The 6,604-nt window shown below is 51.2% G+C and carries 5 protein-coding genes and 1 pseudogene; 3 read left to right on the forward strand and 3 right to left on the reverse strand.

The genetic code is table 11. The annotated features are described in order from the left end of the window. Positions 1–1,308, reverse strand: a 1,308-nt coding sequence (locus tag DBO31_RS03235) for a CCA tRNA nucleotidyltransferase (protein WP_150824430.1), incomplete at its 3' end; no start/stop codon positions are given. Between the two features lie 226 nt (positions 1,309–1,534). On the opposite strand from DBO31_RS03235, the gene DBO31_RS03240 reads away from it, so the two are divergent. The 3 genes from DBO31_RS03240 (at position 1,535) to DBO31_RS03250 (ending at position 5,612) form a co-directional block, all read left to right on the forward strand. After that, a complete protein-coding gene (locus DBO31_RS03240; protein ID WP_150824431.1) occupies positions 1,535–2,797 on the forward strand; it encodes a M20 family metallopeptidase in 1,263 nt (420 codons plus the stop codon). A 139-nt stretch (positions 2,798–2,936) separates the two neighbouring features. Further along, on the forward strand, positions 2,937–4,277 hold the full coding sequence (locus DBO31_RS09435) for a DUF3100 domain-containing protein (protein WP_150824432.1): 1,341 nt from the start codon (positions 2,937–2,939) through the stop codon (positions 4,275–4,277). A gap of 21 nt (positions 4,278–4,298) precedes the next feature. Beyond that, positions 4,299–5,612 (forward strand): amidohydrolase, encoded by a 1,314-nt coding sequence (locus DBO31_RS03250; protein WP_113855626.1) that lies wholly within the window; start codon positions 4,299–4,301, stop codon positions 5,610–5,612. Positions 5,613–5,708: 96 nt separating this feature from the next. Here the strand turns inward: DBO31_RS03250 and DBO31_RS03255 are convergent, their stop codons facing one another. Both DBO31_RS03255 and DBO31_RS03260 read right to left on the reverse strand, forming a co-directional pair. Continuing rightward, positions 5,709–6,137: a YbjN domain-containing protein gene (locus DBO31_RS03255; RefSeq protein ID WP_075581321.1), complete on the reverse strand. Its 429-nt coding sequence runs from the start codon at positions 6,135–6,137 to the stop codon at positions 5,709–5,711. A gap of 27 nt (positions 6,138–6,164) precedes the next feature. Continuing rightward, a pseudogene (locus DBO31_RS03260) lies at positions 6,165–6,604 on the reverse strand (MFS transporter); the annotation flags it as partial.

Raw genomic sequence — 6,604 nt, forward strand, 5'->3', positions numbered from 1 at the left:
CCCCGTACGGCGGCCACATGCACCAGGCAGGCGGCGGTCGTAATGCAGGTCTTTCGTACTGACGGGCATTACCCGCGCCAGTTCTTCCATAAAGGCACCAAATGATTCGGTACCGCTCGTATCGGTATGTTCATGGCCGCATCCCCAGATATCGCCGACAGCCAGAGCCGTCGCCTGGCGGATGGCTTTTGCCATTTCTTCACTGCGCCGGAACGGGCCATATAATGCCTCCCGGCGCAGCCATTTATTGATATCCCCTTCGCCCGTATTGGCAAAATAATGGAATTTCATATGCGTCCGGACCAGCCAGGCTATGCGCCGGACAAAGGCCGGGTTCTTATGCCACCGGGTCAGGATATCCGCAGCCATTTCGGCGCCTTTGTCATCGTGCCCATAATCGGTCAGACGGCCTTTGTGTACGCCACGGATTCCCGGCAGTCCCTTCGCCACATCATGAAACAGCGCAGCATAGCGGATAACCGGATCAGCCGGCGTATGGGCAACGACGGCCAGGGTATGGAACCAGGCATCAAACGCATGAAACGGCAGCGACTGTGGTGTATCCGGCAGATGGGCCAGTTCCGGCAGAATGGGGATTTCGTGGTAGATGCCATTTTCTTTCTGCCGGCAGCTGCACTGACCGAGGCCGCTGCGGACGAGGACATCAAGACCTTTATAAGCAGCCGGCGTTACCATGAGCCGGTCAATTTCAGACACGACCCGTTCCAGCGACAATCCCCGTACACGGTCGTATGCCGCCGGCATAGCACGCAGCAGCTCTTTTACCGGCAGGAAATCAAGCTGTCCCGTAAACCGGCAGGCCCGGAACAGGCGCAGGGCATCTTCACTGAACCGGCGCCGCGGGTCGCCTACGGTAACCAGACGTTTCTTACGGATATCTTTCTGACCACCTGTATAATCATAAATATGGTCTTCGTCATCCATAGCCAGGGCATTGACGGTAAAATCGCGGCGCATCACATCTTCACGAAGCGTGGAAGCGTACCAGACTGTTTCTGGCCGGTGACTGTCCGTTCCATACCGTTCTCCCCGGAATGTAGCCGTCTCGATAGTCAGTCCATCGACGACCAGGACGACGATGCCAAAGGCTTCTCCGTTGATTTCTACGGTGTGCCAGTGTTCTTTTTCTGCTATGGCACGGATTTCCTCCGGCCTCGCCGATGTCGTCACATCATAGTCATGAGGCTGCCGCTTCATCAACAGGTCCCGCACAGCCCCGCCTACGATATACGCTTCAAAACCGGCATCACGAAAAGCACGCAGAACGCGCCGTACAATTGGATTCAACAGCTACACCCCATTTCCTACAACAGCAGGATTCCAGTTCATTTCCCGGCTTATAATTCTGTAATATATTATCAGAACACTTAATTATACTATGATATGCCTGAAAATTACAAGGTTATCCCAGACCGCATTGCAGGTCCATTATAAGGAAATCTCATGTGCCGTCTTGTATTACTGTTTAAATATGCTATAATATAGAAAAATTATACCGCAAGGAGGTTATTCCATGTCTCTGAATATAAAAAAATTAGTAGAAACGCAATTCCCCCTGCTCGTCGAAATCCGTCGCCACTGTCATGAATACCCGGAACTTTCCTGGCAGGAAACGAAGACTCTGGCATATATAAAAGAAAAACTGAGCGGCTGGCATATTCCCTCCCAGTCCATTGAAAAAGGGGGAATCGCCGCCATCCTGGAAAGCGGACAGCCGGGACCCACCTTGCTGCTCCGCGCCGATATTGATGCCCTGCCCGTACAGGAAGGAGCAATGAATCTTTCTCAAAAAAGGACATGTATCTCCCAGATTCCCGGTGTCATGCATGCCTGCGGTCATGATGGTCACATCGCCATGCTGCTGGTAGCGGCAAAGATATTGCATGAATGTAAAGATACCTGGTCCGGCACCATCATTTGCCTGTTCGAACAAGGAGAAGAAGACTCACACGCTATGGAATACATCGTTCCCTGGCTGGAAACAAAGAGCGGTTATCACATCGATGGATGCTACGCCACTCATCTGCGCTGGGATATCCCGACGGGTAAAATCGCCATCTGTCCCGATGCCCCCATGGCGGGAGGGTTCCGTTTCGATATTACCATTCACGGACAGGGAGGTCACGGATCCCGTCCGGACCTGTGCCACAGTCCCATCGACTGCTTTTCCGCCTTTAATCAGGAATTACAGGGACTGCGCCTGCGCGCTGTCCCGCCACGCCAGTGCCTGGCCGTCTCTATCGGCAGCCTCCACAGCGGTGAATTGCAGAATGTCGTCCCCCAGGAGCTGACCTTTGGCGGTACCTGCCGTTATTTTGATTACGATAAAGCTGGCAAACCCTTTTATGATGAATTTTATCATCTCCTGGACCACACCTGTGCCAGCTACCATTGCAGCTGGACCAGCGGTCCCGTACCCAAACCGTTATATGAGGTCCACAACGACAAAACCTGCGCGGCCCTGGCAGAAAAAGCCATAACGGCCTCCCTGGGAAATGACATACTGACAAAGTGCGAACCGTGGATGGCATCGGAAACATTCGCTATCCTCACCCGGCTCTATCCGGGAGTCCTCACCTTTACAGGCATTGCTAACCCGTCAAAAGGTACTGGTGGCAATCATCATACACCGGAATTCGACCTCGATGAAGACGCTCTCGTCTACGGCACAACGGCCTGTATATCCTATGCACTGGCATTTTTAAAAGAAAACCCACAAACATCATTCATCCGCACGAATGAACCGTTAGATACACTGGCCGCGCGGAATGTATGACATGCATGCTGTCTATCGTAAAAATACAATTGCATTCTGGTACATTATATTGTAGAATAATGGCGGTTGCGACAAGGCAGCCGTTATTATTTATATATATGTTTTCATGTTTTTATCTTATGTTTTAGGAGGCACTAAATTGGACCTTATTAAAAACTGGAAAATCCATGTGTTTGCCTTGCTGCTCGTCATCGTGGCAGAATTTATCGGCATCCAGAAACATGGACTCGTCATCTTCCTGCCAATGCTCTATGCACTGGTACTGGGCGGTATCATTTCCTATCCATCCTTCCACATCCTGAATGAAAAACAGATGACCCGTGCAGGCAATCTCATGGGCATCACCATGCTCTTCCTGATTGCCAAAATCGGTCTGGGCATCGGCCCGAACCTTCATCTGCTCCTGAATTCCGGTCTGGCCCTGATCATGCAGGAATTCGGCCATTTCTTCGGCACATTGATTTTCGGCCTTCCTACGGCTATTTTATTGAAAATGGGCCGGGAAGCCATCGGTGCCTGCTACTCCATCGACCGGGAAGCCAATGTGGCTATCATCGCCGAAAAATTCGGCATCTTCTCCCCTGAAGGCCGTGGCGTCATGGGTATGTACATCTGCGGAACTCTCTTTGGGGCTCTCTGGATTTCCATTCTCGCCGGCATCGTATCCCGCACGGGAATCTTCCATCCCTATGCACTTGCCATGGGCGGCGGCATCGGTTCAGCCAGCATGATGGCCGCCTCTGTTGGTTCCATCGTCGCCGTATTTCCCGATGAAGTACAGAAAATCACTGCCTTTGCCGGGGCTGCCAACCTCATGACATCGGTCATCGGGATTTATTTCTCTCTGTTCATTTCCCTGCCAGTCACCATCAAGGTATATGAACTCGTTACAGGCCGGAAACGGAAAGATGAAGTAACCGAAGAAGAACAGGCCGATGCCAAGACAAAAGAAACGATGGCACAGAATGAAGAAGCCGTCGCAGCAGACATCAAAAAAGAAGAAACGGAAGAACAGGAAGCAAAAAAAGGATCTACCCTGGGCGATGACCTGCTCATCCTCTTCATCACCGGCGTCCTCACCCTCGTAGCTAACTTCGTCGGTTTCAAAGTCAATCCTCTCGACGACTGGCTCGGTATCCTGATCATCATTGCCATCTGCTTTGTCGGCATCCTCATCGCCCATGTCCCGGTACTGAACAAGCTGCCCAATGTATTCTGGGTCTCCATTGTCGCCGTCGTCATTTCTATTCCGGGCATCCCCGGTGCCGAATGGATTACGACCATCACCAAGAATGTCAACTTCCTGGCAGCCTGCACGCCTATCCTGGCATATGGCGGTCTGTCCCTCGGTAAAGATATCCCCGCATTCAAGAGACTGTCCTGGCGCATCGTCCCCGTTGCCCTGATGGTATCGTCGGGCACATTTATCTGCGCGACTGTCATGGCAGAAATTATGCTCCATCTTGAAGGTGTCATTTAGGTTTAAAAAGGAGGCTTTACTATGACCAAAGAAGAATTAAAACAGAAAGTCTGCGATGCCATTGATAAACGCGCCGAAGATATCATGTCTTTCGGAACGTCTGTATTCGATGAACCTGAACTGGGTTACAAAGAAACAAAGACATCAGCCAAAGTCCAGGAAGCCATGGATAAACTGGGTATTCCTTATACGACAGGCTGGGCCATCACCGGTGTCAAAGGCCGGCTGAAGGGCAAAAACTCCAAGCGTACTGTCGCCGTCATGGGGGAACTCGATTCTATCGTCTGCCGCCGCCATCCGTCAGCCGATCCAGTAACCGGCGCGGCTCACTGCTGCGGTCATTTCATCCAGATTTCCGATATGCTCGGCGTCGCCATGGCGCTGAAAGATGCCGGAGCCATGGATTATCTCGGTGGCGATGTCGTCTTCTTTGCCGTGCCGAGTGAAGAATGTATTGAAATCGAATACCGCAAGAAGCTCATGGATGAAGGGAAAATCCATTTCTTCGGCGGCAAGCAGGAAATCATTCTTCAGGGCGGATTCGATGATATAGATGCCGCCATGGAAATGCATGCCTACTCGACGGATGACCCGGAAGGCAATATCATCCTCAACGGCGGCATGAGCGGTTTCATCACCAAACTCATTGAATACCACGGCAAGGCAGCGCACGCAGCCGGACAGCCTCATCTGGGTATCAATGCACTCAATGCCTGCATGCTGGGCATCATGGGCGTCAATGCCCTGAGAGAAACATTCCAGGAAAAAGACCACGTCCGCTTCCATCCGATTATCACCTCCGGCGGCGATCTGGTCAACGTCGTGCCCGATCTTGTACGCATGGAAAGCTACGTCCGCGCCGCATCGGCCGACGCCATGAAATTCTACAACGACCGCATCAACCGCGCCCTTCGTGCCGGTGCCGACGCCATCGGTGCTACCTGTGAAATCAAGGATATGCCGGGTTACCTTCCCATGGAACAGGATAAAGCTCTGGGCAAAATCTGCGAAGCCAACGCCGACGCTATTTTCGGCAAGGACCACGTCGATACGAACCCGCCGTTCAATGCCGGCAGTACCGATGTCGGCGATATCTGCAACCTCATGCCCTGTATCCACCCTCATGTAGGCTGTGTCCACGGAGCCCTTCACAGTGCCGAATTTGAACTGTTCCAGAAACAGGCCGCGTATATCAAGACGACCAAAGTAATGGCAATGACCGTCATCGACCTTCTCTATGACAACGCTGCTGGCCTGGAAGACATCCTGAAAGACTATAAGCCACGCATGACAAAAGAACAATATCTGGCATATATGGATTCACTCCGCAGCTGAGATAAAAGATGTTTGATGTTTGACGTTTGATGTTAAAAAGGGAATGCCCCATGAAAACGTAGGTTATCATGGGGCATTCCTTTTTCTATTTCACTGTTATACTTTTTCCAGAATACTGGTCAGGTTATCATTCAGATAGGGATAGGCGACCTGACGAATCATGGCATCGACGAGCTGCGGATCAAAGGCATCATCGGTAGCAGGCAGACAGATATCGAGCACGATATCGCCGTTATCCGATATGTAGAATTTGAATACTTTGTATTCTTTGTTACCCTGATTGATGAAATCATAAATGGCAGCCTTATTCCCATCATTGACGACTCCGGTTGCGACGAAAATGCGCAGCATGACATAGATACTGTCGTCAATGAGTACCAGGAACGGCAGCCGCTGGCCTTTGACTTCAATACCCGATTGGAAAGCAACGGAATGGCGTTCGTCGTCTTTCATTTCGTTCACGGTAAAGGCTTTGGGATCCACCTTGTCGATATAGGCTTTAAATTTTTCTGCTTTTGTATTCATGTTATCACCTCAAACAACTTGATACATTTATTGTATCACATCTTTTGTATCTCTTCTATTCTTATGGCTTGGATAAATAAAGAGATAAAACGATACGAGAGCTCCTCCTTCTCCGATGACCATGACGATACCCATGGGAATCGCCGTATAGCTTCCGGCAATTCCTACGACAGGAGCCATGACCGCCCCGGAAATCATGGAGAAAAAGCCGATGAGTGCCGCAGCGCTGCCGGCATTTTTTCCCTGTGCCTGCATCGCCATAGAAAAGCTGCTAGTCGATAAGGAAGCCAGTGTCGCCACCGTGAAGAAAAGAATGACCAGAATAGCATAGACAGACCAGTGCAGGAAGAATCCTGTCAGCAGTGCCATACTGCCTACCGCCGCCACCAATAGGACAAAGCGCAGCATCTTCCAGTCGGGAATGCGACCGGCCAGCCGTCCTGTCAGGCCGCCGCTGATCATGAGAC

The organism is Megasphaera sp. DJF_B143 (assembly GCF_900320625.1).
GTDB classification, from domain to species: Bacteria; Bacillota; Negativicutes; order Veillonellales; family Megasphaeraceae; genus Megasphaera; species Megasphaera hexanoica.

Excerpts from the sequence above, each read along its gene's own strand:
- DBO31_RS03240 (WP_150824431.1), top strand. The coding sequence starts at position 1,535 with ATGTCTCTGAATATAAAAAAATTAGTAGAAACGCAATTCCCCCTGCTC.
- DBO31_RS03250 (WP_113855626.1), top strand. The coding sequence starts at position 4,299 with ATGACCAAAGAAGAATTAAAACAGAAAGTCTGCGATGCCATTGATAAA.
- DBO31_RS03255 (WP_075581321.1), bottom strand. The coding sequence starts at position 6,137 with ATGAATACAAAAGCAGAAAAATTTAAAGCCTATATCGACAAGGTGGAT.